Genomic DNA, 25,821 nt, shown 5'->3' with positions numbered 1-25,821 from the left:
CAAATTTAACCTTGAAAGATCAACAGACCTAACACTTACTACATTTTTTTACAGATTAAAGGAACGAATTAACAATATACTACGCTTAATAACAAATAATAATTAGGCCCTAAGGGATGAGAAACGCTTTGCTTAACCATACTTTACTGAGCATAACACTGCTTTTTTGCTGCATTTTTAGCACGTCGAGTATGGCAAGTAACCGCTATTATGCAGATAATACGTTAGAGCCAACCCAAGGCTTTGCGTGGGATTGGAGTGCTGGTGCGGGCTTTTATATTGAAGATTCTTACCTTGTCGGCATTGAGTCTTACGATAAAGGCGTTGAGCTCGACTTAAGTCTTGCTGTTTCCTACGATAAATTTTACCTTGATTTCGATCACAATCAACTCAGTGGCGGCCTTGTAATAGGCTACAGTCTTATAGATAAATTTGATTGGGGCCTAGATATATTAGGCACAAATACTCAAGCTGGATTTGACGAAAAAGGCCTCGGATTTTATAACCATGGTGTTATAAAAGAACTCCAAGGTATAAAAAAACGTAATTACGACTTTGACGTCGGCCTTCGACTTTCTCGTCGATTTGAAAATTCTCAATTCTCTTTTGAATACCTACATGATGTATCTGGCGCGCACAATGGCTGGGTTATAAATAGCTTTTTTAGTCACATTTTGCCGTGGCGAAACTGGGAGTTTAGATCTGGTGTTGGTTTAAGCGCCTACTCTGCTGACTTTACCAATTATTACTTTGGTATTGATAGCGATGAAGCCACCAGCCTTCGCCCGGTTTATAGCAGCAATGCCAGTACTAGTATTATTTTTGAGTTCCATGCTGAGTACCCAATAAGCCAAGATTGGGTGTTTTTATCCGGCTGGCTTACCACATGGTTTTCAAAAGAGATTGACGACAGTCCAATTATTTCCCAAGGATATCAACACAAAGCCAAGGTAGGCCTACGTTATGTATTTTAGATGGATCTGTGTATTACTGATCTTCCCCAGTACTTTTACTGTTAAAGCTCAGGAACCTCCTGAAGCACTTATAGCAGTTCCAGACACCTGCGTTGCATTGCGCGAAGGGCGAAATTGCTATGCTGACGTAACGCTAACGTGGGAGCAACCTATCATTGGTAATTACTGCCTACGTGACGCCACCTCAAAGTACATAATGCAATGTTGGCTCAAGCAACAGAGCGGTACCTTTAATTATGCATTTGATTCACAGCAAAGTATTTCATTTGAACTATTTGACAGCAATACCTCTAAAATAATTAGTATTGCCGAAGTAAAGCTTCAATGGGTATATCAAAACAGGCAAAAAAAGCGCCGCTGGCGACTATTTTAATACCAATCGCATTAAGGATATTTTCATGGATAACTATGGCACTATTTTACTCGTTGAAGACGATGTATCACTTGCTCAATGGGTTGCTGAATATTTAACAGAGCAAGGCTACACAACGCATGTTTGTCACAGAGGTGACGAAGTAATTAGCCAAGTCAAAACGTTAAATCCAAATATCGTGCTCCTTGATATTATGCTTCCAGGGCAAGATGGTATAAGCGTGTGTAGAGAACTTCGTAGTTTTTATAATTCGCCCATTATAATGCTCACCGCACGCGATGAAGAAATGGATGAGGTCATTGGTCTAGAAGTAGGTGCAAGCGACTACATAATGAAACCTGTACGCCCTCGTGCATTGCTAGCGCGTATAAAAGCAGCCCTTCGCCAAAATAATGAGCCAAATACTCCACACGTTAAGGAGAGTGTTATTAATGTTGGTGCGCTTAGTATTGATACCGAATCTAGAAATGTAAAACTCAACGAGCAAGACGTAAACATATCAAGTGCTGAGTATTTACTGCTTCATTACCTTGCGAGCAATGCAGGCCAAGTGGTCTCGCGTGACGCTGTATTTAAAGCAACCAAAGGCAGAGAATACGATGGGCTTGATAGAAGTGTTGATGTACTTATTTCTGCACTTCGTAAAAAGTTTAATGATGATCCACAAAACCCTGAAAAAATTAAAACTATTTGGGGCCGTGGATATTTACTTGTTTCTACTGCGTGGTAATAAAGTGATGAATAAATAAATGAAAAAGTTTTATATATCGCTTCTAGGCAGTGCACTTTTATCTATTGTGGTATTGGGCTGGCTTATTGATGCTTTTAGTCAACAAGCGCATACCCCACAGGATGAATTTAGTCAGCAAAGTAAAATGATCATGGGTTTTAGCAAGCAGTTAGCTAACATACCCACATCTGAGCGCAGCGATTATGTAAAACAACTGGCGCTAGAGTTTGATGTTTTAATTGATTACAAACCTAATGAATCACTTGCTTTACCGCCTTCTTTATTATTACAAATGCACACGCCGGGTGGGCTGATTTTAGAAGATCAGCAAGGCTTTTATATGCTTTATAGCAGCGCTGTTTTAAATCCTTTTCACTTATCAATGCGTTTAGATAAAATTTTTGATAGCGAGCAACATAATGACATTATATTAACCTTGCTCTTTTACGCAGGCCTATGTGTATTTATGGGGTTTATTATTGCGCCCTTAGCTAAACGATTAACCGTGTTAAATGAAGCCGCTAAAAAGTTTGCCTCTGGTAATGTTCAAGCCCGAATAAAAGTATCGCATTTTACTTACATAAAAGACGTAGAGCTTACCTTTAACCGCATGGCCAGCCAAATAGAGAAACTTGTCGCCGAAAACAAGCTAATGGCCTCAAGTTTATCTCATGATATACGCACCCCTATCGCGTGCCTGCGATTTGGTTTAGATGCGGCATTAGATAGCCATGATGAGCAAAAAGTAAAACAGTATTTAACCCGTATGGAAAATGATTTAGACCATATGGAATCGATGCTTAGTAGCTATTTAGCATTTGCTACTTTAGAGCAAAATGCTAATAAGCTGACCTATTCATCAACAAACATTAAGTCCTACCTTGAAGATATTTTAGTGCAACTTGCACCAAAACTTGAAATGCAAATGCTCAACGTACAACTCAATAGTACCGATAAAATAATAAATGCAGATCTTCACTGGCTTGCTCGCGCAATTACTAATTTATTAACTAACGCATGTGATTTTGCAAGCCAACATATTTACTTAAGCGCAAAGTTACACGAGCAACAGCTTATAATAACAGTAGAAGATGACGGCCCGGGTATCGCTCGAGAAAATTTTAGTAATGTATTTAGCCCATTTTTTAGGGAAGAAGATCACCGTAACAGAGCTGATAAAAGTTACGGCCTTGGTCTAGCTATTGTTGAAAAAGTAGCCGACTGGCATCATGGCAGTGTTAAAGTAAGTAAAAGTACCCAGCTAGGTGGTGCGTGTTTTACTCTCACTATTGCACAGCATCATAATTCGTAAAGCAATAGTTACAGACTGTAATTAACAATTATTAAACAAAATCAACTCGTTATTTTAAACGACTCGATAACAACAATTAAAATCGATGGTTATAACACACACTTTACTTATTAAATTGTGCTAGATCAGCAAATAAGCACTTTTTATTTTTTAACATTTCCAGTAGATTGTCACCGCCGTCACACAATAGAGAAGTACAATAATATGAGCGCAGTTAGAGGCGAGTTCAGCTCTCGCTTTGGTTTTATTATGGCCGCCGCGGGTTCTGCCGTTGGTTTGGGCAATATTTGGGGATTCCCTACACAAACAGCAAGTAATGGCGGTGCTGCATTTTTAGTCGCATATTTAGTGCTTGCGTTCTTTTTAGCCTACCCCGCTTTAATGGCTGAACTTATGATTGGTCGTCATGGCCAAGCAAACGCGGTTTCATCACTTCAAAAAATATCTAATAAGCCATGGCAAAAACACTTTGCCTTTATTGTTGGTTTTGGCGGTATTTTATGTGCTGGCTTTATATTAAGTTTTTACGCGATTGTTGCCGGTTGGATGCTCAGCGCTACAGCTGAACCCATAGCTACTCTTGTCGGTGCCGACACAGCATCGACATGGCTAAGTGAACAATCACTTACCCGAAACATTATATTCACTCTCGTCTTTATCGTACTAACTGTCGCTATTATCAGTAGAGGCGTTGAGAACGGTATTGAAAAATGGTCAAAACGTTTAATGCCCGCTCTTTTGGGGATTTTATTTGCACTTATTGCTTATGTAATGACCCAAGATGGCGCAATGGAAGGTTTAAAGGCTTACTTAGTTCCTGATTTTTCGTCTATTTTTGACGCAAAACTATTAGTTAGCGCACTAGGACAAGCTTTTTTCTCTTTATCGTTAGGTACTAGCGTAATGATTATTTACGGCTCGTACATTAGCAAAAAAGAAAATCTTGTTTCTTTAGGTGCCTATGTAACCCTTATTGATGTATTTATAGCCTTTGTAGCGGGTTTACTGATTATTCCGGCTATGTATGTAGCGCAAGCTCAAGGCGTTGAAATATTCTCGGCCTCAACAGGTAAATTACTCTCTGAAGATACGTTAGTGTTTCAAGTACTCCCTGCTTTATTTGATGGAATGGGCGAAGTTGGCTTATTTGTGGGCTTTTCATTTTTTGCGTTAATGAGTATTGCCGCTTTAACGTCATCTATTTCAATGTTAGAGGCGCCAGTATCATACACTGTAGAACGCTTTGGGATGAAACGCGTTCAGGCAACCTGGTTGATTGGAGCTTTAATTGCTATCGTTAGCATTATAATTGTGTGTAACCTTAGCAGCTTATTTGGCTTAGTGATTACTTTAACTACAAAAGTAGCTCAACCTTTGCTTGGCCTGATGTGTTGTATATTTGTAGGCTGGATTTGGTACAGAAGCTCATTACTTAAAGCAATTAAAGAAGGTAATCCTGAGGTCCATAACACATTGTTTTGGAAAATATGGCCTTGGTATACCAAGTTTGTGTGTCCACTTGCTATTGGTATGGTGTTTTTACACTCACTCTTGAGCTAAATAATACCTTAACCTTAAAATAGTCTTAAATTAAAATAGCCCACATTAGTGGGCTTTTTTATAGCTGCTTAAATTGGATTTATTTAGTGAGTTTTAAAATCATATCTTGATGAGGTATACCGTCTTCTAAATATTCACTTTTATAATCCTCAAAGCCAAAAGAGCGGTAGAAATCAAGCAAGTAAGTTTGTGCACCTATATAAATATCTCGCTCAGGCCATTGTGCTTTGCAGCAGTCTATAGCTTTAGTAATAAGTAAAGTAGCATACCCATTACCACGCGCTCCTTCACTCACTAGCACGCGACCTATTGCGCTGTATTGCTCACTTTTGTCATAACAACGCGCATAAGTTTGTAGTTGCTCATTATCCAATGTATATAAATGCTGTGTATTTAAAGCAATATCTACATCATCAAGTTCAGGGTAAGGACATTTTTGCTCTACAACAAACACATCAACCCGCCCACGCATAATAGTAAAAAGAGTCTGTGTATCAAGAGCGTCAAACTGCTCACATTTAAACTGCATATTAAATCCTATAAGCAAAAAACCCAGCTTAGGCTGGGTTTATTAAAATCACTCGTTAGCTTAGTTAGCTTATACTAAGTAAATAAGCGCTCTAGCTGATCACACAACTGCGATAGATTCACATGATCGTGCTCTATGGTCAAATCTACATAACCATCGCCTTTAAAGGCTCTGTCTAGCTCTATAAGCACATGTGTTTTATGTGCCTCTGGTACAAACGATAATTCAATCTCCTGAATGCCAAATAAGCTGCGGCTATTAGGTTTATACTCAAGTTCTTGGTAACACCCAGATAATGACTGAAAAGTTGAAGCCCGTAAGTGGCCTTTTTCTACGTCAGCTTTCATTAAACTAAAACCTAACTTTTCCATCGCTTGCATACACGTTTTAACCGCTTCATTAGGGTAAATGTGTAAATGATCTTTATCTGTTGGGTCAAGTGCTAAGTCTATATCTAGGCCTGTTTCTAGCCATACATGTGATTGATTATAACCTGCATTAATTTCTGTAATAGGTGTTTCAGAATGAAGACGTGCTTCAAAAGGGATGTTTTTAACTTCGCCTGGCTCAATTGTACCAATATCTGTAATTCGCCATTGCTCAATTACATGATTAGTAAAATAATCGCCATCATCACCCGCAACTTTAACACGAGTCATTAATAATAAATCTAAGCCTGCGATATCTTGGCTAACATCCCCTGCTGTGATAACTATTTGTGCGTTAAAAAGTTGACCTGGTTGTAGGTGTTCAGTTTCTAAAATAGTGTCTACTTTTGCAGCACCAATACCTACCGACGCTAAAATCTTTTTAAACATATCTCTCTCCTTAAGCTGAGCTGCTCTATTATTTGCTCTGGCTTAAACTTCTTCGTTATCGCATCTTAACCATATTTAAAAGCTAATGTCAGTGAAAAAATGTTATTTACATACTATTTACGATTAAATAAGTGTTTAATGCGCATTTTTCATACGCAGCAAGGCAAGTAATTGATTAGACGCGTTCATTTTTAGGTCTATTATATTTTCAATGGCATAAATTTTTCGTTACACTGCAACACCAAATGAAGTGATATTAAGAATTATGGAACTAATCTATTTTGCTGCCGCGTTTGTTTGTGGTTTTGCCGTTTATCAATTAAAACTACCTCCTCTTATTGGATTTTTATTAGCAGGCTTTGCTTTAAATTTATCAGGATATAAAAGTACAGAGTTGCTCGATACAATTGCAGCACTTGGCGTTACCCTTCTTCTTTTTAGTATTGGCTTGAAACTTAAAGTTAACAGTTTAATTAAACCTCAAGTTTGGGCACCTGCAACATTGCATATCATTTTTAGCAGTGCGTTATTTAGTGGTTTTATGCTATTACTTGGCGTATTCGCTATTCCACTATTTGTTGATTTAAGTTGGCAAAGTGCTTTATTAGTTGGGTTTGCGCTTAGCTTTTCAAGTACTGTATTTGCAGTAAAAGTGCTTGAAGAACGCGGGGAAATGGCAAGCTTACACGGTAAAATAGCCATTGGTATATTGGTAATGCAAGATATCTTTGCTGTTATCTTTTTAGCTATTAGCACCGGTAAAGTCCCAAATTTATGGGCAATTGCACTAATAATTGCTTTGCCTTTATTACGACCTGTAATGTATGGCGTATTGAACCGATCTAAACATGGTGAACTATTACCATTGTTTGGTTTTTTCTTTGCTCTAGTTGCTGGTTATCATGCATTTGAATTTGCAGGCCTAAAAGGCGATTTAGGTGCACTAATAATAGGAATGATGTTTGCCCCTCATAAAAAGGCAGGCGAGCTATCAAAATCCCTGCTTAATTTAAAGGACATATTGCTAGTTGGCTTCTTCTTAAGTATTGGTTTGAGCGCAGAGCTAACCACTAACTCCTTGATTGTTGCTATTATACTTATTTTAGTATTACCCGTTAAAATAGCGCTTTATTATGTGTTCACTAATATATTTAAACTACGCGCGCGTACATCATTACTTACTGCTTTTAGCTTATCTAACTACAGTGAGTTTGGTTTAATTGTATGTGCAGTGGCTGCAACTACAGGCATGATCACCTCTGAATGGCTAGCTGTAATGGCAATTGCTGTTTCTATTACCTTTATAATTGCCTCCCCATTAAATAAACGTTCAAACGAGTTGTACGTCAAAATTGAGCACTGGTTATTAAAGTTCGAAAGCAAAACTCGTTTAGCTGAAGAGCTACCTGTTAACCTTAACGATACTAGAATAGTCATTTTTGGTATGGGACGGATTGGTACTGGTGCTTATGAGACTATTAACGCAACTCACCCAAATGTTGTTGCAGGTATAGATATAAAACCTGAGGTGGTAGATAAGCACGTAAACAGAGGCCGCAACGTCTTAATTGCTGATGCAACCGACCCTGACTTTTGGCAACGAGTAAATCACTCGCAAGTAGAAATGGTTATGCTTGCAATGCCAAAACACATGCAAAATATTTTTGCCTTAGAGCAACTACAAGCCTCCGGTTATAAAGGCCAAGTAACAGCTATTGCAAACTACCCTGATCAACAAAAAGAACTAGAAGAAATGGGTGTTCATTCTACTTATAACTTTTACCTAGAAGCCGGTAGTGGTTTTGCAGAGCACGTTAAAGAAGAGCTATTTAACGAATAATTACTTTTTATAACGTCTATAAATAACAAGGCCTTAATCCATTAAGGCTTTGTTATTAGTTTTTAAATAAAAAGCAATTCTATTTACATTCCTTTACAAGCCAATTCACCACAACAATAAAAAACAGGTAGACTAACTGTGTTGGTTAAATAAGAACCCATGTTCTAATAATAACTTAATTAGATCCCAGCTAATTAAAGTTCAACTAGGTTTGTATCAATCAACATAAAATTATTAAATCAGAGGGTCTACTCCCTCGCAAAATAGGCTGTTTCTTGCCCGTCACAGCCTATTTTATATCTCTAAAATCCCTTACACTTACGCATACTTTAAATACATAAGTAGTTTTTATGGATCCAAAACAACTAAAAATAGCGATAAATACCATAATGCCGTTTGGAAAATATGCAGGACGGCCATTGTTGTTACTGCCAGAGCCTTATTTAGTCTGGTTTAATCAGCAAGGGTTTCCTGACTCAAAACTAGGTAGTCAACTTGCGATGATGTATGAGGTAAAACTAAATGGCCTTGAGCAAATGTTAATGCCATTACTTGAAAAAAATAAAAATAGTTGAGAACTTTTTTAAGCACCTGCGGTCTATTATATTGCTACTTGTTGATTTTGGTTTTTAACCGCAAAAAAAGCGCCTTTAGGCGCTTTTTTTATGTCTTTAATTTGAGGGGTAAATATACAATAAATTTAGCACCACCTAAACTTGAGCTTTCTGCTTTACACTCTCCTTGGTGCCACGACACAATTTTAGCAACTATAGCGAGTCCTAAACCAAAACCACCGGTATCCTTGCCTCTACTTTTATCTAGTCGAGTAAAAGGTTTAAATACATTTTCTCGCTCAGCGGGAGCTATCCCCTCACCATCATCTTCAACAATCAATACGATGTGTTTTGTCTCTTGTAGCAATGAAATTTTAACTTGTTTATGAGTGTATTTGAGCGCATTGCCAATTAAATTTTGAAATACTCGCGCCATAAAGTGACTATCACAGTAATAATTTAAATGCTCAGGGAGGTTTACAGAGAGCGTTGTTCGGGCTTCAAAGTTTAGCTTTTCAACAGTTGTTTTTACCAGCCCAGCTAAGTCACAGTTTATTGGCTGTAAACTAGGTTGTTGAGAGTCTAATCGCGCGTATTCAAGCATTTCAGAAACTAGTGACTCAAGCTCGCTAATGTCTGTTTGCATATTTGTTAGGTATTTCTCACCTTTTTCGTCAAGCATTTGTTCTTGCAGCATTACTATTGCAAACTTTAAACGTGCTAGTGGTGTTCTAAACTCATGCGACACCGATGAGGTAAGTTCTTGCTGCGCACTAAGTAAAAACTCAATACGTTGCTGCATTACCTTTAATGTATCAGTAATAGGTAAAAAGAAAGACTTAGAAGAGTCATTTAGTTGAAAGTCTTGCAAACCCTCTACCGCTTCACACGCTTTACGTAGCTTTGCAAAGTCGCGCCATAGTAAAAAACTCCACAGCCCAACAGGTATACCTACAATAATAAGTAGTAATAAATACGGCCAAACAGAAGATAATTCCTGCGTTAATACACCTACCGGTCCTACTTGAAGTAATGAATCATTACCGAGATCTACATACCAAACAATGCGTTGTTGCTTATCGTACAAGTATAAGTAGTGGTTTTGGTTGAGCTGCGATTGTTGTTTTTGAGGGAGTATTAAATCACGTCGTTCAATAACTTTACTTTCAAAGTTGTGCTTTAATTTTTTAAGACCATTTGGAGTTTGTGAGAGCAACCAGAGTGATTGCCCAAACTCATCATCTAAGAAGACCTGTTGTTGCGACTCTTCGTAAGGCCACAATTGCTCTATAACACCGCTTACTACAAACAAAGAAACGATGATATATAAATATAAGCTGGTAAACAGTTTTCCCATTAAAGCCGACTAACCTTAAATAGTTCTAAAGATCCCATGCATCAGAAACAAATAAGTAGCCTTGTCCCCATACAGTTTTTATACGATATGGCTTATCGCTGTTGTCGCCTAATTTTTTACGAATTCGTGATACGCGTACATCCACCGTTCTATCAAGTCCATCGTATTGGCGACCAATCATATGTTGGTGCACATGTTCTCGACTTAGTACTTCACCCGCATTTGACGCTAATAGCCATAATAACTCAAACTCGTGCGAAGTTAATACAATCTCCGAATCACTTAGTTTTACAATACGACTTGTTTTATCAATGACTAAATCACCAAACTGGAGCTCTTCGCTTGATTTTACTATGGGTTGTCCACGACGCAGTAATGCATTAATTCGCGCTAGTAATACACGTGGCTCTGCTGGTTTTATTACATAATCATCAGCGCCAAGCTCTAAACCAAGCACTTGGTCGAAGTCTTCACCTTTAGCAGTCAACATTAAAATTGGTAGAGTAAACTTATCTCTCACTTGGCGGCAAACGCTAAAGCCATCTTTACCTGGCAGCATAACGTCTAAAATCATTAAATCGGGTGTATTGTTTTCTAGGTAATTAAACACTTCGTCACCACGGTCTAATACTTCGACTTCAAGGCCATTATGTTCAAGGTAATCTTTTGTTAGTTGTTGTAAACCGAGATCATCTTCAACAAGTAAAATTTTTGGCATTAGTTGCTCCTAAATTAAAAAAAGCTCCACGGAGAGCGAAGCCTACGCCTATTTTTTTTAGCATGGGCGCTTTGTACTTCAACCTGTGTTTTTGCTATTAACACACCCGTATGAGGATTGATTAAGGAGTATATGGTCTCCACCTGAACACGCGCTTTATAATTAAATTGCCCAGAAAGTTGTTGCTCCCAGCATTGAAGCCGTTGCTCTTGCTGATACAAACAGACATCACTGTAGGCGTTTAATTGCCATTTAAATTGTAAATCAAGATCGCAAAAACCCTGCTGTTCAGAGACAACGCAGACTTTTGGAGAAACGCTAAAAAAAGGGGGTTGTGCCACACTAAAACCACTAAAAAAAGTGGTAATAAAGACAACTAATATTAAATACTTCATATTAAAAAGTACGATCGAATCCTATAAATGCAGTCATTGAATAAGTACGTTCAAAGAGCGGACTGCCATCCATAGCCGAATAGTCGTAATATGCTACATGAAAACGAAGAGAGTCAGCCTTACCCAGTGGCCAACGGGCGTCGATTTTAGCATAAGGTTGCCAACTACTACCAACGTCTATTTTGCCAAATTGAGTTTCACCCTCATTAAGTCCATAAAAATAGCTATTTAGTTCCGCAGATTTATAGTTTATTCCAAGTGTTGGCTTTATTTTGAGCTTTCCTAGCGCAGTATGATACTGCCACTGCAATGCTGCGCGTGCACCTCGATAAACATCGGTTATATCATGCAGAGCCTGAACCGAAAAAACATGGTCTTCATTTACATAGTGATATGCAATACCCGCATCCAGTGCAATTTGCCGTTTATGTAAATTATCAATATCAACATAGCGAGAGGACGAGGCTTCATCTTGCATTACGAACTGATTGTTGAGAGTACTGCTTTGTAGTGAAAATACATTTTTAGGGTGCCAGTCTATAAAAAAGCGAGACTCAGAGTTGAGTTCACCAACTAGATTAAAGTGATGCTTAGGGGTTTGCAAAAATGAATAACCAATACGGCCATTATCAAAAAACCATTGCTCTGCATAAAACGCAACTTGAGGAATAAGCACGAGCGGAATATTATCTCCACCATGCAAAGGGTTGGTTATAACTCCAGCCCCCACGCTTAAACTCAAATGCAGACGATCGGTTGTTATATCTTGCTCTGTATAATCGTCAGCATGCTTGCTTGCCTGTGTTGCTTGCACCGAAAGGCAAACAAACAAAGTGCTAAAACATAGAGCTGTTAATAATGAGAAGGCATACCGCATCAGCGTAAATCAAAGTATCAAAATAAGTGAGTTCCCCATACTAGCAAGGTCTTTTTAAACTAGCTCTAGCTGGTTACAATTATTCACAATTTGTATACAAAAATGTTAACTTTATGCTTTTCGGACTATTTATCTTTCAAGGTAGTTGTGTCTAAGGATTGTACTTTGAGTTGCTTGTGTAGTTTTTAACTAATAGTACCTTAAGATACTTTGAAAATGAGGCACTACGTAGCAAATGCAATTATTCAAATAAAAAATTACTAAGAGCTAACTCGCTACAGCTCTATTGGGTTTTACCTGCTTGTTTACCAAAACTGAAGTTGGATTAAATCGCCCTAAATTGAGCGGCTTTAACCCAAATAAATCAAAAACCTCTGGTACTTATTAAATATCAGGGGCTATTTCTATACGATTTCGTCCATGTGTTTTGGCAATGTATAAGGCTCTATCTGCACGCTCAACTAAAACAGAACTATTTGTAAATGGCCGTAAAATTGCTAAGCCAAAACTTGCTGAAATAGCACGTTTTGCAGTTACATCATGCTTTTTACGAATCGCCAATTTTGCTATTGCTAAACGAATACAATCTGCAAATGCTATTATATCGTTAATAGTGTCAAAGTAGGCTGTTATGCAAAACTCCTCGCCACCATATCTATACACATTTGCAGCTTCAGTTGTATTTTCTCTCACTTTTTTAGCAACTAGCCTAAGCACTTCATCACCCTTTTGATGGCCAAAATCATCGTTAAAGCGCTTAAAATGATCAATATCAAACATAATGAGTACGGCAAGAGAGTCTTCTTGCGCTTGCTCTGAGTATTCGAGGCAAAAGTTTACAATATCAGAATCAAACTTACCTCGATTATAAAAACCCGTAAGCGTGTCGGTATCGGCTGCTTCCTTTGAAATATTGAGTGCTTCTTTTAAATCTTTTATTTCATTGTAGGCAACGGCTAATTTAGTCTGAAACTCCCGAGCATAATCTTGCATTGCAATAGAATCGTCGGTTAAACGCTCAACACAACCTAGTATCTCATTGTAAGAGTTTACATCAACAAGCATATTTAATTCATTTTGTGAGTCAACTAAACTCGTCGTAAAGCTTTTAGAGTGATCAAGCGTTATGCTTATATCTTGCTGAACTTGCTCCATAGTTGTATGAAATTTTTCAGTCATTTCTTGAAAAAAAACGAGATCATCTTGCGTTAAATGTTTATCAAAAATTTCTTTTGCTTTGTCTTGTGAACATGTTTGTTGCAGAGCAATAACATGGTCTAACTCAGCATTTAATGAAGGTTTGTTTCCTTGAATATAACAGTACCAAATTGCATAGTTGATGGGTGTAACCGGCATTCGGTATTTTACCATCAAAGGAATCGCCTTTTTTAGGCATTGAGCAGAATGAGCAAGTGATACGGCGTGGTTCATAAATAAACTCTCAAGCGTCATTGTTTTTATTATTAGCGCTCAATGTTAAGTAATAGTAAACTTATACGCAACCTATATTCATACTATTTAACTAACTTGCTTATTCTCTGCGCGCATTAAATCGCTTTTGCATCTAAAGTTTGCGCAATATTCCACAAAGCACTGATTGCAGGGTCATTTAACTCTTTCCTTAATACTGCCAAACCAATATCAAACCCATCAGGCGCTTGCATTTTTGGTGTTAGTATTTGTACTTTGTCTTGCAGCGGGCTGTTATCTAGCACTATTTTAGGGACCATTGCGACACCTAATCCTAAGCTCACCATAGATACCATTGCTTCGTGCCCAGCAACTTGTGCGTAAATTTTCCCGTGAATATTATTTTTGCGCCACCAGTGTTCTAACCTTTGGCGAGAAAAACCTTGTTCTGGCACAATAAATTCTAAATCAGACCAATTAATGTCATCACCATTCTGCGTTAGTTTTTGTGTGATCGGGCATTGAATTTTTGGTCCAATTAATAAAAGTGGAGAATGCCCTATATCTACAAAAGCAATTTGCGCCGGTAACTTATTTGGCTTAGCTGCAATAGCCATTAATTCATGCCCATCTAACACACGGTTTATAGCAAGTGCAGGGTCGCCTGTATTTAATGTTATTTCTATATACTGATGCTGCGCACGAAGTTGCTCTAATATTTGATGTAAAAAACTATAAGATGCAGTAACCGAGCAATAGATACTTACTTTGCCGTAAATATGTTGTTGTGGGTCTTTCACATTCGTTTTAAAACGCTGCCAATTAGCAAGCGTTGCTGTGGCGTAATCAATAAATGACTCACCCTCACGCGTTAATTTAACACTGCGGTTATCGCGTACAAATAATGCAACACCTACCTCTTCTTCCAAGTGTTTTATATTGCGGCTCAAAGTGGGTGCGCTTATATGACAAAGCTCGCTTGCGCGCCCAAAGTGAAGTGTTTTAGCCAGTGCTAAAAAGTAGTTTAAATGTTTATGATCCATGCCAAACCCAGTATTTCATATTGTGAAACACTTTAATTCAAATATATCATTTTACGCAAGCAACGATTTTACATATGGTGTTTGTAAGCGCAATAAACATTGCGCATCTAACAAACATGACTTTATAGGACACTAACAATGGCGAATTATTTCAATACCTTACCTTTACGCGAGCAATTAGCGCAATTAGCGCAATGTGAATTTATGGACGCAGGCGAATTTGCCGATGGCGTTGACGCACTTAAAGGTAAAAAACTAGTTATTGTAGGCTGTGGCGCACAAGGTTTAAACCAAGGCTTAAACTTACGTGACTCTGGTTTAGATGTTTCTTACACATTACGTGCTTCAGCTATTTCTGAGCGTCGCCAATCATTTTTAAATGCATCTGAAAACGGTTTTACTGTTGGTACTTATGAAGAATTAATTCCTACAGCTGACGTAGTACTTAACTTAACGCCAGATAAACAACATACCGCTGTAGTAAGTGCAATTATGCCACTTATGAAAAAAGACTCTACCCTTGCTTACTCTCATGGCTTTAATATCGTTGAAGAAGGAATGCAAGTACGTGAAGACATTACTGTAATCATGGTTGCGCCTAAGTGTCCTGGTTCTGAAGTACGTGAAGAATACAAACGCGGTTTTGGTGTACCAACTCTGATCGCAGTTCACCCAGAAAATGACCCTCAAGGTCTTGGTTTAGCACAAGCTAAAGCGTATGCAGCGGGTACTGGCGGACATCGCGCAGGTGTACTTAAATCATCATTTATTGCTGAGGTTAAGTCTGACCTAATGGGCGAGCAAACCATTTTATGCGGCATGTTACAAACTGGCTCTATTTTATGTTTTGATAAAATGGTAGAAAAAGGCGTTGATGCGGGTTATGCATCAAAACTAATTCAATACGGCTGGGAAGTAATTACCGAAGCACTTAAGTACGGCGGCGTTACTAACATGCTTGACCGCCTTTCAAACCCAGCAAAAGTAAAAGCGTTTGAACTAAGTGAAGAGCTAAAACTAATTATGCGTCCGCTTTATAATAAGCATCAAGATGACATCATCGACGGTACTTTCTCACGCACTATGATGGAAGACTGGAATAATGATGACATAAACTTACTTAAATGGCGCGCAGAAACAGCAGAAACTAACTTTGAAAAGACCCCTGCTGGCGATGTAGAAATCTCAGAACAAGAATTTTTTGATAACGGTATTTTAATGGTAGCAATGGTTAAGGCAGGTGTTGAACTTGCATTTGAAACCATGACAGCAGCCGGCATTATCGAAGAGTCAGCTTACTACGAGTCATTACACGAAACGCCATTAATCGCCAATACTATTGCGCGTAAAAAGCTTTTTGAAATGAACCGTACTATCTCTGATACTGCAGAATACGGCTGTTATTTATATAACCATGCATGTTTACCATTACTTGCTGATTTTATGAAAAACGTAGATACAGACATTATCGGTAAAGGCCTTGGCGATCACAGTAACCAAGTTGATAACCAAACATTAATTCAAATCAATGCCGCACTGCGTGAACACCCTGTTGAAAAAGTAGGTGCTAAATTACGTGGCTACATGTCAGCAATGAAAAAAATTGTTTAACCCTAAACAATAAAAGTTTCGCTTGTTAGAAACCAAGCCCGTATGCTTTTTGCATGTGGGCTTTTTTATGCCTGTTAATAAAACTTTAACCAATCTGGTATATCTTTGCCTATTCTGCTTAGCCAATATTTAGTTCCAAATAAATAATGTGCTAATATGTTTTTCTATTTAGTTGTAAAATTAATTAATATCATGACGATACAAAATCTTTCGATCACTCAAAAAATCACAGCTTTAGGCAGTGTTATTGCTATATGCGTAGCCGCACTGATTGGTTTGACTTCCCTACACAGCTCAGAGGATATTATTGAGCGACGTATGATTGAGTCAGAGCTCCCTAGTAAACTGCAAACAATCAGCAATCACATAGGCGGTGAAATCAACGAGTTACTCGGTGCTGCTCAGCAACTATCATCAAACGAATTTATTTTACAATGGGCTCAATCAAACAACCAAGACGATACATTACTATTAAAAGAATTAAATCGCGTTGCCCAGCAATACGATTTAGCCACAGCATCTTGGGCAAATAGAGACACTGCACAGTACTGGAACCAGAATGGGTTTTTGCGTGTGTTAAAAAACGATGCAGCCGATGGCTGGTTCTTTGCTTTTAAGCAATCAAAACAACCTTACTCTATCAGTATTTATCAAGAGTCAGCCAATGATGTGAAAATGTTTGTAAATCATCAGCAGGCTAATGGTACTGGTTTAGCAGGTCTTGCAAAAAGCATCACTGATATGCAAAAGCTATTACAGCAATTTAAAATTGAGCAAACAGGCTTTGTATTCATTGCAGATAAAAGTGGATTGATTCAGCTTCATAAAGATGCAAGTAAAGTAGCTAAAGCAAATATTGATGATTTATATACTGCAAATATCCACAGCCAACTATTTAATAGTAATGGCTTTGCACTAGAAGAAATTAATTTAAATGGCGAACCGACACTTGTAGCTGCTATGCCTATTAAAAACACCGATTTATATGTTGTTGCTCAAGTGCCAAAAAGTGAAGTCTTCGCAAGCGTAAACACCCTGCAATGGCAAATATTTACTTTTACGGTAATTACAGCATTAGTTGCGAGTTTAATCAGTTATTTGCTTGCTCGCTCACTTTCATCTCCACTTTCTAAAATGGCTGAGTTATTTTCACGCCTAGGCTCTGGCGATGCAAATTTAGCGTACCGCTTACCAGAATCGAGCCAACCAGAGCTTAACAATCTAAGTAACGGCTTTAACCAGTTTATAAATAAAATAGAAACAGCGATTACTCAAGTTGCCAGCGAAAGTCACGATATTAGAAAAAGCTCTGATCATGTATTTGAACAAGCAAAACGGAACTCCCAAGCAATAGACAACCAAAAAGAACAAACAATATCTGTCGCAGCAGCAATCAACGAAATGGGCGCTACAGTACAAGAAATAGCGCAAAGCGCAGCAAATACAGCTAAGTTAACCGATAACAGCCGCGAAAACACCATTCAAAGTCACAAACAAGTACTCCAAAGCCAAGCAACTATATCAGCCCTTGCCAGCGATATTGATGGCATAACAGAGCAAGTTACTTTGCTTTCTAAAAAAACGGTTGATATTGCAAGTATTGTTGACTCAATTAGAGGCATATCGGATCAAACTAATCTACTTGCTTTAAATGCTGCAATTGAATCTGCTCGCGCAGGTGAACACGGACGCGGCTTTGCTGTTGTTGCTGATGAAGTACGTGCACTGGCAAACCGTACATCGCAATCAACCACCGAAATTCAATCTATGATTGAAGAACTTACAAAAATATCTGATGATGTAGTTAATGATATTAGCCAATCGAAAGATAAAGCTCAGCAAAGCGTTGGTGCAATGCAAAGCTCTGTTGAATTACTTGATACGATAACCGAAACAGCAAATCAAATAAACGATATGGCTACGCTTATAGCGACTGCAACTGAGCAGCAAAGTAATGTGGTTGCCGACGTAAGTCGCAATATTGAGCAAATTAGCGAAATTAGCGATAAAGCAATGAGCGAACAAATCAATACAGAGCAAGCGATTCGCGACTTAGCCAACAGTGCACAAACACTTGATGCGCTTGTAGCTACCTTTGAAAAGCATCGCTAAGCGACTCTAATATTACACGCCAGCTATGAGCAAAAACTATATTCGAAGATAGTTTTTGCTCATAACGAATATGCTTAATTTACACAAACTAAGTACTTTTGCTATCGCCAGTATTAAATGCTGAAACGTACGCTTCCTTTTTAGCTCTAGGGAGCTTTTTTAATTGATACTCAAGCTTACTTGCTTCACTTTTATTACCTACTTGTTGTTGATGGATAAGTAAAAGAGGCCCTTTTCCTCTAAGGTTTTTAGCCCCTTTACCAGCTTGATGAGTTGCAAAGCGTTTTTCAACATTAGTCGTGATCCCTGTATACCAATGACCAAATCGTGTTTCAACTATATATAAAAACCAAGTAGACTCAGTTTTTAAAATATTCGTTTCAATATGCTGTAAACTTTTTTCATTATCAGTGGTCAAAACATTACCTTAACGCCCTTAACATAAAACAATTGCTTAAAAGGGTTTTACCTTCAGTGACTAATCGGTATCATGCAGATTATAAAAAATAAGGATCACAACTAACAATGCAGTCGTTAAAAACTTTTTCTCTTTGGCTTATCGTCGCTTTAACACTTAGCTCAGCAGCAGGTTGCTCTAGCTGGGTATACCGAATTAACATTCCACAAGGCAACTTTTTAGAGCAATCGGATGTTGAAAAACTTCGTGTAAATATGACCCGAGAGCAAGTTGTTTATGTATTAGGTAGACCTATTGCCGAGGACGCCTTTGATAACAATACTTGGCGCTATATTTACAGCTTTAATAAAGGCCGTAAAAACGAACAAAATAAAGAGTTAGTAATTAACTTTGAAAATGAAAAGTTAGTTTCAATCTCAGGTGATTATGACCAACCTGAAAACTTTACTACACCGCTAGAGCAATAAACGTCTCAGGTAGTAAAAAAGGTGAGCATGGCTCACCTTTTTTATTGGTTTACTTAAAAAGCTTTTACCATTTTAAACGACGTTAGCGTGTGATTTAATCTGTTAAATTGTTCGAAGTTTATGCCGATTGGTATTACTTCTCGAGTGGGCGACCACCCGTTATTTTATTTGCACGCCCCTCTTCTTTTGCTTTTTCTGCACGTTTTCTGCGGGCATCTTTAGGATCTGCAATTAATGGACGGTATATTTCTATACGGTCACCGTCTTTTAATTCATAGTTAGCTTTTACAGTTCGATTCCACACACCTAACGTTAGCGATGTGGCATCTATTTCTGGGCACTTTTCTATAATACCTGACTGAATAACAGCTTGCTCGACTGTAGTCCCTTGTGGCACTTCAATTGATAAACACGTGGCCGTGGTCGGTAATGCAAAGACCACTTCAACATTAATCATACTCGCGCTCCATAAACCTGTTTTGCACGTTGAGTAAATGCACTCACCATATTTTTTGCTACATCGTTAAAAATCTTTCCAAAGGCAAGCTCTATTAACTTACTTGAAAATTCAAACTCTAGGTGCAAATGAACCTTACATGCTTTGGCGTCAAGCTCTTGAAAATGCCAGCGCCCTTTTAACGTCTTAAACGGACCATCAACAAGGCGCAATAACACGGTTTGCTCATCAACAAAGGTGTTTTCGGTGGTAAACCACTTTTTTATACCCGCCTTAGATATTTCTAAACTCGCGGTCATGTTATTATCGTGCTGTGAAACAATTTTTGAGTCTGAGCAATTTGGTAAAAACTGTGAATAAGCTTCTACATCATTAACTAGATCAAACATCTCTTTAGTGCTGTACATAACCAGCGCACTTTTTTCTATTTGTGGCATACTCACTCCCAACTGTGTGGGCGAATTTTAGCAAGCTTTGCGCGTTTCCCCAAATTTTCATGCTGCTTAAATTAAAGCTAAATTTTTAAAAGCATTATTAAAAAAATCGATGTAAAACATCTCACATTACGTATATTATAGGGCACTATGGCTAAGAAAAATTCATCAAAATCGACAAGTAATACCATCGCGCTAAACAAAAAAGCGCGACATGAGTATTTTTTACACGATAAGTTTGAAGCGGGTGTTGAACTACAAGGCTGGGAAGTTAAAAGTATCCGAGCTGGTAAAGTAAATATCACAGAAACTTATATTCATCTTAAAAATGGCGAAGCATTTTTACTTGGCAGTCAAATTCAGCCACTTATAAGTGCATCGACCCATGTAATTTGCGACCCGCTACGTTATCGTAAATTGCTATTAAGCAGACGCGAACTTGACCGTTTATTCGGTGCTACAGAGCGCGATGGCTATTCTTTAATAGCTACAGCGATGTACTGGAAAAACTGCTGGGTAAAACTTGAGTTTCATCTAGCAAAAGGTAAAAAGCTACACGACAAACGCGAAGACGGTAAAGATAAAGACTGGTCGCGTGAAAAAGAACGCTTAATGAAGCATAAAGCATAAATAAAAACGCCTAATTTATTAGGCGTTTTTAATTTCACCTATATAAAAACTCAAAAAATACCAATTTGCTTAACTAAGTAATCTATTATGAGATAAGAAAATAGTGTCGATAACAAGACAAAACTTGTTATACCAATCTGCTTATATATGGGGTCTATTTAACGTTAAGAAAATTACGCTAGAACTAGGCAAAAATTTTTATATCTAGTTGTTCTAAATAAAAAATTTTTAACGACGTTATAGTGCAATTTAATTCGTTAAATTGATCAAAGATTTATGCAGGTTGGTATTACTTAGCCATTATCAGCAATTACTCCTGCATTACCCCACCTCCTGTATCTAGCAGTCGTAAATCAGAAAATTTCAATGCCTTTAGCATCAACTTTAACCCCTCAAATTGATTAAGTATTATTGCGAATTGGTATTACATAATTGAATAAATTAAAAGCAGAAAAACAAACATAAGTTTTAATTTATAGAAATAAATTATTACAAATTATTTTAATCATTAGCTATTCCACACATGGCTTCATCTAGCTATATAACAATTATTAACCCTATGTCCTATTCACGCTTAGTTTCACCTAGAAAACAAAGTATAAATAAGGTCATAAAACCCACAAAAAAGCATTGAAACTAATACTTAAATCACAAATTAAGCTAATTGCTAACACTTAAGTTACATGATATTAATACTCGCGCTTGTTAAGCAAATAATTTTATAATATATCAACAAGGACTTAAGGATGAAGCAATCAACTGCATTTACACCAAGCATTATTGTGGGCGCAACACTCGCATTATCAGCAGGTTTTACAACAACAGCCTACGCAGCAGAAGAAGCCAAAAAAGTAGAGCGAATTCAGGTTACTGGTTCTCGTATTAAGCGAACTGATATTGAAGGGCCTTCTCCGGTACAATCAATCGGTAGAGCTGAAATCGAAAACATGGGTTACGATAATTTACAGCAACTTCTAGAAAGAATGCCTGTAGCAGGTAGCGGTACTTTCTCTACTCGTGGTAACAACCAAGATTCAACCGCTAACGGTTCAGCTGCAGTAAGCTTACGTGGCTTAGGAGCCGATGCAACACTGGTACTAATTAATGGTCGCCGTGTATCAATTAGTGCCTTTGCTGAAGGTATCACCAACTCATTTGTAGATATTAACAGTATTCCTGTTTCTGCTATTGAGCGTATCGACATACTAAAAGATGGCGCTTCAGCTATCTATGGCTCAGATGCAGTAGCGGGTGTAGTTAACGTTATCTTAAAGAAAGATATTGATGGTGTTGAGATTAACCTAGGCTATGGCGGTACGGATGGTCCAAATTATGAAGAAACAACAGCAAGCCTAGTTTGGGGTACAACAAGCGAAAAAAGTAGTGCATCTGTTATTATCGATTACTTTAAAAACACATCTCTTTCTTCTGATGAAATGGGCAGCCTTGGAACTGCAAACCAAGCACCTTATGGTGGTGAAGATTTCCGTTCATCTCGTGGTTTCCCAGGCTACTTTTATGTGGATGGCGTTAAAACAATCGACCCTGCCTGTCCTGCTGAAAATGCAACTTCAAGTGGTAGCTGTTTATTTGATTACGGCCCATATGGATATGTTGCCCCAGCATCTGAGCGTGTAGGCGCTATTTCACAATTTGAATACCGCTTTGATAACGGCATTACTGGCTTTTTAGAAATGGCTGTTCAGCATAACAGCTCTGTCGCTGCAGGTGCACCAACACCACTTGATGAAGATGCAGGCCTTACGGTACCCGCTAATCACCCAAACAATCCATTTGGTGAAGACATTCAAATTGGTCGTTACCGTACAGTAGATGCAGGCGCTCGCCAATGGGACATTGAGTCAGACACCTTACGCTTTGTTGCAGGGTTAAAAGGCGAAATAAACGATTGGAGCTGGGAGACAGCGGTACAAAAAGGTCGCAGCAAATCACTACAAACAGGCGATCGTACACAAGGCTGGGTACGCACCGATTTCTTACAACAAGAAATTGATGCCGGTAACTATAATCCATTCGGTGGCACATATAACGACCCAGCTGTAATTGACAGAATCACAACCAGCTTAGTGCGTCGCGGTGAGTCTCATATGACCTCTTTTGACGCTAACATTACAGGTGAAGCGTTTAGTTTTGGTGGCGAAGCTGTAATGATGGCCGCCGGTATTGAGTACCGTGAAGAAGATGTAAATGATATCCCTGATGATCAATTTCAACGTGGCTTAATATTTGGTACTGAATCAGTATCAGCTTCTGCTGATCGTGAACAATACGCTGCATATGTTGAGTTCTCAATCCCACTTGCTGAAAACCTCGAACTACAGTTAGCCGGTCGTTACGATGATTATAGCGACTTTGGTACAACAACAAATCCAAAAATAGCTCTGCGCTGGGCACCGACTGATGAAGTAACGGTTCGTGGTTCTTGGGCGCAAGGCTTTAGAGCACCTTCGTTAGCGCAAATAGGCTTAGGTCCATCACAAAAAAGCCAATTTTTTGTTGATACACAGCGCTGTGAACAAACAGGATTAGATTGCCAAGCACTTGATTACAATATTGAGTTCTCTGGTAACCCTGATTTACAAGCAGAAGAGTCAGAATCATGGAACGTGGGCGTTATCTGGGCACCAACAGCTGAGTTTGGTTTAAGTGTTGATGTATGGAGCATTACTCAAGATAATAAAATCGATGAAGAAGAATTTGGTCCTATTTATGCTGCAGAATGTGGTAACCAAAATAGTACCGTATGTGTTCGTTTAGCTCCTACAGGCGGAGCAAGCTTAGGCACAATACAAAAAATACACAGCACATTTAAAAATTTATCATCGCAAGAAGTGTCTGGTGTTGATGTTTCAGCAAACTATAACCACTCTCTTGATGACTTAGGTTTACTTAAATTTAATTTAGAGTGGGCATATCAAGATAAGTTTGAAAAAGATGGTCGTGATTACACGGGTGAATATGGCTACCCAGAGCATCGCTTTATTTTCTCAACCAACTGGGAAATTGGTGAGTTTAACACCAATGTAAATATCAGTTATGTAGGCGAATTTGAAGATACGCCTGATATCGACTTTGATGGCAATTTAGACTTTGATAGCAATACTTCACGTATGATTGACTCGCAAACGCTTGTTGATTTACAAACGTCGTACCGTATTACTGAATCAGCTAAAATATCTTTAGGTGTTAATAACTTATTTGATGAAGAGCCACCATTTGCAATTGGTGATGGCGATGGCGATTTATACGGTTATGCATCAGCTGTGCATAATCCTCGTGGCCGCTACTTGTACACTAAAGTAAGCTTTTCTTTCTAAATAAAAGACACAAAAAAACCGCCAATTGGCGGTTTTTTTATTTAAAACTAAGGGCTAAATTATAGCTCACCTTCGTTTTCAGATAAGAACTTAGCAACGCCTTCAGGGCTTGCGTCCATACCTTTTTTACCTTCAGTCCAACCGGCAGGACATACTTCACCGTGCTCAGTGTGGAACGCTAGCGCGTCAACCATGCGAAGCATTTCGTCGATGTTACGACCTAGTGGCAAGTCGTTCACTACTTGGTGACGTACATTGCCTTCTTCGTCGATTAAGAATGAACCACGAAATGCAACACCCGCTTCTGGATGCTCAACGTCATACGCTTTACAAATTTCGTGTTTAACATCTGCAACTAGTGCGTATTGAACTTTACCAATACCGCCGTCTGCAACAGCAGTGTTACGCCATGCGTTATGTGAGAATTGTGAATCGATAGAAACACCAATTACTTCTACGCCACGCTTTTGAAACTCTTCAAAACGCTTATCAAATGCAATAAGTTCAGAAGGACATACAAACGTGAAATCTAGTGGGTAAAAGAAGATAACTGCTTTTTTACCTTTAATTGTTTCATGAAGGTTATAGCTATCTACAATTTCACCGTTACCAAGAACAGCTGCAGCGGTAAAGTCTGGTGCCTGGCGGCCTACTAATACACCCATTTTATTCTCCAAATATTTTGAGTTTGTTTTCAATTGCTTTCGCAATGCTGGTACTTATATGGGCGCTAAAAATTAAAAACCAATAGCGCACACATATAATTAATTGGCATTCTAAAGTTATTCACTACAAAAGAACAATCGCATTTAACGATGTGAGCAATCGAAAATAACGAACACTTACAACTTGCACTAATCTGCTTGAATAATAGGTCTATTTTGAAGTGTAAATTGCGTTGTAATTAGATAGAACTTTTGACGTTACTGAAGAAAGCTTAATACATTAAATTGTTTAAAAATTCATATAATGCGGTATTAATTTTTACAGCTACAAAAAAACCTGCAAATGCAGGTTTCTCGTTTAAATTTAATCCATTATATCTGAGGGCATATCGCCTCGGATTTTTTGCCAAATCTCACCTGTTTGATGACCGTATTTACGCATCATCGAAATAGCACCATCGTGCTCTTTATTTTCTGCCAATATTGTTAAATCTTTATAAAACTGACGAGCAAGTTCACGAGTTCCGGCATCAGAGAAGTAATGACAACCAATCTTTGAATAAAAGCCTCTAAAACCGTTGAGTATTAATACATAAATACGGTTATTACCCGCAACGGCTAATTCGTGATGAACTTTATAATCGTAGTCAGCAAATGCCTGCGCAGTGTCTTCTAGCTCATGACTTTGTGATAAAATTTCAATTACACGTTCAGGATTCAACTTAATTGCAGCACGTGTATAAATAGCACTAATATTAGTACGTGCAGATAAAAGCTGATCTGTCAGCTCTGGCATCTTGTCTTCATCTAAGCGCGCTAGTGTTTCAAGAATATTTAAACCAGACGTTTCCCAAAAGTTATTTACTTTTGTTGGTTTACCATGCTGAATTGTTAACCAGCCATCACGTGCTAAACGCTGTAATACTTCTCTCAAGGTCGTTCTTGTTACACCAATTAACTCTGAAAGTTCTCGCTCGGCAGGTAGAATTGAACCTGGAGGGAAATCGCCGTTCCAAATAGATTCAACTATATATTCTTCAGCAAATCCTGCTGGGCTTTTCGCTTTAAAAATTCTCATCCAGTTCCCACTCGAATTAATCAACACTCATCGTTTTACACGAATAACTGACTGATTGTACCAGACGAAGCATAACTAACAAGTAAAGTCAGGTATATTAATAAGCAAATGAGTAGAAATT

25 protein-coding genes are annotated in these 25,821 nt (G+C 38.2%); 12 read left to right on the top strand and 13 right to left on the bottom strand.

All coding sequences use genetic code 11. The features are described 5' to 3' along the window. The first annotated feature begins 191 nt into the window (after nt 1-191). From CXF76_RS03340 to CXF76_RS03320, 5 genes are all read left to right on the top strand, one after another. Entirely contained in the window at nt 192-974 is a 783-nt protein-coding gene (locus CXF76_RS03340; RefSeq protein WP_007586620.1) for a MipA/OmpV family protein, read from the top strand. Beyond that, nucleotides 964-1,347, top strand: a complete 384-nt coding sequence (locus CXF76_RS03335; RefSeq protein WP_007586617.1) for a DUF3019 domain-containing protein — start codon at nt 964-966, stop codon at nt 1,345-1,347. The genes CXF76_RS03340 and CXF76_RS03335 overlap by 11 nt, the downstream gene beginning before the upstream one ends. 25 nt (nt 1,348-1,372) lie before the next feature. Next, the gene (locus CXF76_RS03330; protein WP_101163039.1) at nt 1,373-2,077 is read left to right on the top strand and encodes a response regulator transcription factor; all 705 of its coding nucleotides are present in this window, start codon (nt 1,373-1,375) and stop codon (nt 2,075-2,077) included. A gap of 19 nt (nt 2,078-2,096) precedes the next feature. Next, nucleotides 2,097-3,389, top strand: coding sequence for a sensor histidine kinase (locus CXF76_RS03325; protein WP_007586613.1), 1,293 nt, complete (start codon nt 2,097-2,099; stop codon nt 3,387-3,389). A gap of 204 nt (nt 3,390-3,593) precedes the next feature. Continuing rightward, on the top strand, nt 3,594-4,949 hold the full coding sequence (locus tag CXF76_RS03320) for a sodium-dependent transporter (protein ID WP_007586611.1): 1,356 nt from the start codon (nt 3,594-3,596) through the stop codon (nt 4,947-4,949). Between the two features lie 79 nt (nt 4,950-5,028). Here the strand turns inward: CXF76_RS03320 and CXF76_RS03315 are convergent, their stop codons facing one another. Both CXF76_RS03315 and CXF76_RS03310 read right to left on the bottom strand, forming a co-directional pair. After that, nucleotides 5,029-5,478 carry a GNAT family N-acetyltransferase gene (locus CXF76_RS03315; RefSeq protein WP_007586610.1) on the bottom strand — a complete coding sequence of 150 codons (450 nt, stop codon included), beginning with the start codon at nt 5,476-5,478 and terminating at the stop codon, nt 5,029-5,031. A gap of 74 nt (nt 5,479-5,552) precedes the next feature. Next, on the bottom strand, nt 5,553-6,296 hold the full coding sequence (locus CXF76_RS03310; protein ID WP_007586609.1) for a sporulation protein: 744 nt from the start codon (nt 6,294-6,296) through the stop codon (nt 5,553-5,555). A 265-nt stretch (nt 6,297-6,561) separates the two neighbouring features. Between CXF76_RS03310 and CXF76_RS03305 the strand changes: the two genes are divergently transcribed. Together CXF76_RS03305 and CXF76_RS03300 are read left to right on the top strand one after the other, a co-directional pair. Continuing rightward, nucleotides 6,562-8,136 carry a cation:proton antiporter family protein gene (locus CXF76_RS03305; protein WP_101163038.1) on the top strand — a complete coding sequence of 525 codons (1,575 nt, stop codon included), beginning with the start codon at nt 6,562-6,564 and terminating at the stop codon, nt 8,134-8,136. Nucleotides 8,137-8,486: 350 nt separating this feature from the next. After that, nucleotides 8,487-8,711, top strand: coding sequence for a DUF3820 family protein (locus tag CXF76_RS03300; RefSeq protein WP_007586607.1), 225 nt, complete (start codon nt 8,487-8,489; stop codon nt 8,709-8,711). An 88-nt stretch (nt 8,712-8,799) separates the two neighbouring features. Here the strand turns inward: CXF76_RS03300 and CXF76_RS03295 are convergent, their stop codons facing one another. The 6 genes from CXF76_RS03295 to ilvY all read right to left on the bottom strand — a co-directional run bounded on the left by CXF76_RS03295 (nt 8,800) and on the right by ilvY (nt 14,490). Then, nucleotides 8,800-10,047, bottom strand: a complete 1,248-nt coding sequence (locus tag CXF76_RS03295; RefSeq protein ID WP_101163037.1) for an ATP-binding protein — start codon at nt 10,045-10,047, stop codon at nt 8,800-8,802. Nucleotides 10,048-10,072: 25 nt separating this feature from the next. Continuing rightward, nucleotides 10,073-10,765, bottom strand: a complete 693-nt coding sequence (locus CXF76_RS03290; protein ID WP_004335729.1) for a response regulator — start codon at nt 10,763-10,765, stop codon at nt 10,073-10,075. A gap of 14 nt (nt 10,766-10,779) precedes the next feature. Then, nucleotides 10,780-11,160, bottom strand: a complete 381-nt coding sequence (locus tag CXF76_RS03285) for a DUF3019 domain-containing protein (RefSeq protein ID WP_024589921.1) — start codon at nt 11,158-11,160, stop codon at nt 10,780-10,782. 1 nt (nt 11,161) lies between these two features. Next, entirely contained in the window at nt 11,162-11,974 is an 813-nt protein-coding gene (locus CXF76_RS03280) for a MipA/OmpV family protein (RefSeq protein ID WP_101163036.1), read from the bottom strand. 447 nt (nt 11,975-12,421) lie between these two features. Continuing rightward, a complete protein-coding gene (locus CXF76_RS03275) occupies nt 12,422-13,468 on the bottom strand; it encodes a GGDEF domain-containing protein (protein WP_198551844.1) in 1,047 nt (348 codons plus the stop codon). 116 nt (nt 13,469-13,584) lie between these two features. After that, on the bottom strand, nt 13,585-14,490 hold the full coding sequence (ilvY, locus tag CXF76_RS03270) for an HTH-type transcriptional activator IlvY (RefSeq protein ID WP_007584128.1): 906 nt from the start codon (nt 14,488-14,490) through the stop codon (nt 13,585-13,587). 138 nt (nt 14,491-14,628) lie between these two features. On the opposite strand from ilvY, the gene ilvC reads away from it, so the two are divergent. Further along, on the top strand, nt 14,629-16,101 hold the full coding sequence (ilvC, locus tag CXF76_RS03265) for a ketol-acid reductoisomerase (RefSeq protein WP_101163034.1): 1,473 nt from the start codon (nt 14,629-14,631) through the stop codon (nt 16,099-16,101). A 192-nt stretch (nt 16,102-16,293) separates the two neighbouring features. After that, nucleotides 16,294-18,213 carry a methyl-accepting chemotaxis protein gene (locus CXF76_RS03260; RefSeq protein WP_024589916.1) on the top strand — a complete coding sequence of 640 codons (1,920 nt, stop codon included), beginning with the start codon at nt 16,294-16,296 and terminating at the stop codon, nt 18,211-18,213. Between the two features lie 88 nt (nt 18,214-18,301). On the opposite strand, the gene CXF76_RS03255 is transcribed toward CXF76_RS03260, so the two are convergent. After that, nucleotides 18,302-18,631 (bottom strand): GIY-YIG nuclease family protein, encoded by a 330-nt coding sequence (locus CXF76_RS03255; RefSeq protein WP_007584123.1) that lies wholly within the window; start codon nt 18,629-18,631, stop codon nt 18,302-18,304. 107 nt (nt 18,632-18,738) lie between these two features. Here CXF76_RS03255 and CXF76_RS03250 point away from each other — a divergent pair, with 107 nt between their 5' ends. Then, nucleotides 18,739-19,098, top strand: a complete 360-nt coding sequence (locus CXF76_RS03250) for an outer membrane protein assembly factor BamE (RefSeq protein WP_004335706.1) — start codon at nt 18,739-18,741, stop codon at nt 19,096-19,098. Nucleotides 19,099-19,231: 133 nt separating this feature from the next. Here CXF76_RS03250 and CXF76_RS03245 read toward each other — a convergent pair whose 3' ends face one another. Both CXF76_RS03245 and CXF76_RS03240 read right to left on the bottom strand, forming a co-directional pair. Continuing rightward, entirely contained in the window at nt 19,232-19,555 is a 324-nt protein-coding gene (locus tag CXF76_RS03245) for an RnfH family protein (RefSeq protein ID WP_007584122.1), read from the bottom strand. Then, nucleotides 19,552-19,992 (bottom strand): type II toxin-antitoxin system RatA family toxin, encoded by a 441-nt coding sequence (locus CXF76_RS03240; protein ID WP_007584120.1) that lies wholly within the window; start codon nt 19,990-19,992, stop codon nt 19,552-19,554. The genes CXF76_RS03245 and CXF76_RS03240 overlap by 4 nt, the downstream gene beginning before the upstream one ends. 147 nt (nt 19,993-20,139) lie before the next feature. On the opposite strand from CXF76_RS03240, the gene smpB reads away from it, so the two are divergent. Further along, the gene (gene smpB / locus CXF76_RS03235; RefSeq protein ID WP_007584119.1) at nt 20,140-20,619 is read left to right on the top strand and encodes an SsrA-binding protein SmpB; all 480 of its coding nucleotides are present in this window, start codon (nt 20,140-20,142) and stop codon (nt 20,617-20,619) included. Nucleotides 20,620-21,365: 746 nt separating this feature from the next. Beyond that, a complete protein-coding gene (locus CXF76_RS03230) occupies nt 21,366-23,957 on the top strand; it encodes a TonB-dependent receptor (RefSeq protein ID WP_024608153.1) in 2,592 nt (863 codons plus the stop codon). A 59-nt stretch (nt 23,958-24,016) separates the two neighbouring features. Here the strand turns inward: CXF76_RS03230 and CXF76_RS03225 are convergent, their stop codons facing one another. Together CXF76_RS03225 and fadR are read right to left on the bottom strand one after the other, a co-directional pair. Beyond that, on the bottom strand, nt 24,017-24,622 hold the full coding sequence (locus CXF76_RS03225; RefSeq protein WP_007378637.1) for a peroxiredoxin: 606 nt from the start codon (nt 24,620-24,622) through the stop codon (nt 24,017-24,019). A gap of 364 nt (nt 24,623-24,986) precedes the next feature. After that, nucleotides 24,987-25,700, bottom strand: a complete 714-nt coding sequence (gene fadR, locus CXF76_RS03220) for a fatty acid metabolism transcriptional regulator FadR (RefSeq protein ID WP_004335692.1) — start codon at nt 25,698-25,700, stop codon at nt 24,987-24,989. Between the last annotated feature and the right edge of the window lie 121 nt (nt 25,701-25,821).

It is taken from the genome of Pseudoalteromonas sp. 78C3, from assembly GCF_002836695.1.
GTDB classification, from domain to species: domain Bacteria; phylum Pseudomonadota; class Gammaproteobacteria; order Enterobacterales; family Alteromonadaceae; genus Pseudoalteromonas; species Pseudoalteromonas arctica.
This window is presented reverse-complemented; position numbering and strand designations above follow the sequence as displayed.